The sequence below is a fragment of the Salinicola sp. CPA57 genome (assembly GCF_003206035.1).
Classification (GTDB): Bacteria; Pseudomonadota; Gammaproteobacteria; order Pseudomonadales; family Halomonadaceae; genus Salinicola; species Salinicola socius.
This window is the reverse complement of record NZ_PZJR01000027.1, coordinates 1-1,236: the sequence shown is the minus strand read 5'-3', so window position 1 is coordinate 1,236 and position 1,236 is coordinate 1. Positions and strand designations below refer to the sequence as shown.

2 protein-coding genes are annotated in these 1,236 nt (G+C 45.0%); both read left to right on the top strand.

The genetic code is table 11. The features are described from left to right. Positions 1 to 370 (top strand): hypothetical protein (locus DOM36_RS19735; protein ID WP_232823938.1); only part of this gene is annotated, 370 nt, incomplete at its 5' end. Continuing rightward, complete coding sequence (locus DOM36_RS19730) at positions 367 to 1,230, top strand: tetratricopeptide repeat protein (protein ID WP_110644148.1); 864 nt, start codon at positions 367 to 369, stop codon at positions 1,228 to 1,230. The genes DOM36_RS19735 and DOM36_RS19730, both read left to right, overlap by 4 nt. Positions 1,231 to 1,236 lie beyond the last annotated feature (6 nt).

Below are 1,236 nucleotides of genomic sequence, written 5' to 3'. Positions count from 1 at the left end.
GGGGCCCCAGGGCGAGCGCGTGAATCGCAAGCAGGTCAGGATCAAGGCGCGGATCCCTAACTTGTCGAAGATGGAGTTTGGGTTGAAGATGGAAACGATTTCTATTGTGCGTCCAGAAGAAATCTTTAGCGATTCATTCGCCAAAAGAGACGGAATTTTTGTACTCGATGAGGAGGGCGGTACAAGAAGAAATAATTCCGAGATGCCTGAGTATGATATATCTTTAGGTGATAGCGTTTGCACTGTAGAGCGTACCTTCTATCTGGGCAATGACGAAGCGACGATTGGTGCCAAGCTTAACGTCGTTTTTCAGGATGGACGTGCTCGCCCTTTACGTTATTCGGATGTGTTTAAGTTGGAGTTTGAATGATGAGGTTATTAAAGCTTTTTTTTCTTGTGTTCATGGTAGGGTTTGTCTTTTGGTCTTCGAATGCGTTTTCGGTGACGCTTTACAATGATCCGACATGGCATGAGATGAGAGATGAGACAAGGTGGTGGTCACTTGACGAGTTACATCAAAAAGCAGACGGCGGTGATCTGAAGGGAAAGTATATATTAGGCATAACATACCTCAATGGAAGTAATTATCGAGATGTAAAAGAGGATGGTGAGAAAGCTTATTCTGTCTTCAAGTCTCTGTGGCAAGAGGGTGTTGCTGATGCAGGATATTCTTTGTTTTCAATGTACTATGAAGGGTTTGGTGTTCGTAAGAATTACAAGGCTGCGCTAAGGTATTTGAAAGAGTCAGCTGAAATGGGTTATATACTATCACAAAGGACTTTGGCTGATGCCTATAGTGATTATAAGTATGGAGAGATCGTTGATGCCGATTACGATAAGTCTATTTATTGGTACAAGCTCGCGGCTGAACAAGGTGATCAGATATCAGCCTTGGCTTTGTCGGAAATGTACTATATAGGGAAGGGTGTCGAGCAGAGTGATAAAAAGGCCTTCGATTGGTTGTTGCGTTCTAGCAAGCTAAAGTATGCGGATTCAAGCGCTAGCTTTGTGTCACTGGCCAAATTCTACGAGAAAGGCATCGGCACCGATATCGATCTGGTCCAGGCCTATAAGTATTATGACCTTCAAGGGTCTGCCGGCGCGGAAGGTAAACAGCGCCTATCCAAGCAGATGACCAAAGAGCAGATAGAAGAAGCTCGCCGACAGTCGTTGGAATGGCAGAAAGAACACAACGTGCGTATCGGGGGTGGTTTTTTCCAGATGAATTGACCGCTG

Bases quoted from the DNA above. Each gene is read 5' to 3' on its own strand.
- DOM36_RS19730 (WP_110644148.1), top strand. From the start codon at position 367: ATGATGAGGTTATTAAAGCTTTTTTTTCTTGTGTTCATGGTAGGGTTT.